Below are 453 nucleotides of genomic sequence, written 5' to 3' on the forward strand. Positions count from 1 at the left end.
GTCAGGAGCTGCCGCACGGTGACCGGCCCGGGGGGACGCAGCACCGTTCCGAATTCAGGAAGGTAGGCGCTCACCTGGGCATCGAGGTCAAGCCTGCCCTCCTCGGCCAGCTTCAAAACTGAGACAGCCACCATCGACTCGGTGATGCCGCCTATGTGGACGGGATCGCCGACCGTCGCCCGTTCCCGGGTCTCAAGGTTCCGGACGCCGGCCGCGTGGGTCCAGGTGCTGTCGCCGTTCCTGACGGCAATAAGTACCGCCGGGGCACCCTCCTCAATCATCCGGGCGCTGAAGGCCTCGAGGTGCGTGAAGGCAGCGGGTTTGTCCTGGTCCGGTGGCGGCGGGGGATCTCCGGTGCAGCCCGCAGTGGATACCGCCAGCAGGGCTGCGCACAGGGCGGCGGTGATCCGCGTCCACCTGCAGGCCGGGTGTGTACCCATGGACCTATTCTTC

General features: G+C 67.5%; 1 protein-coding gene. It reads right to left on the minus strand.

What is annotated here, in order from left to right; genetic code table 11:
• Positions 1–440: serine hydrolase domain-containing protein (locus tag P2Q66_RS17295; RefSeq protein ID WP_275730135.1), on the minus strand; the 440-nt coding region annotated here is incomplete at its 3' end.
• Positions 441–453: the final 13 nt, after the last annotated feature.

Source organism: Arthrobacter sp. Cr_A7 (assembly GCF_029222765.1).
Taxonomy (GTDB): domain Bacteria; phylum Actinomycetota; class Actinomycetes; order Actinomycetales; family Micrococcaceae; genus Arthrobacter.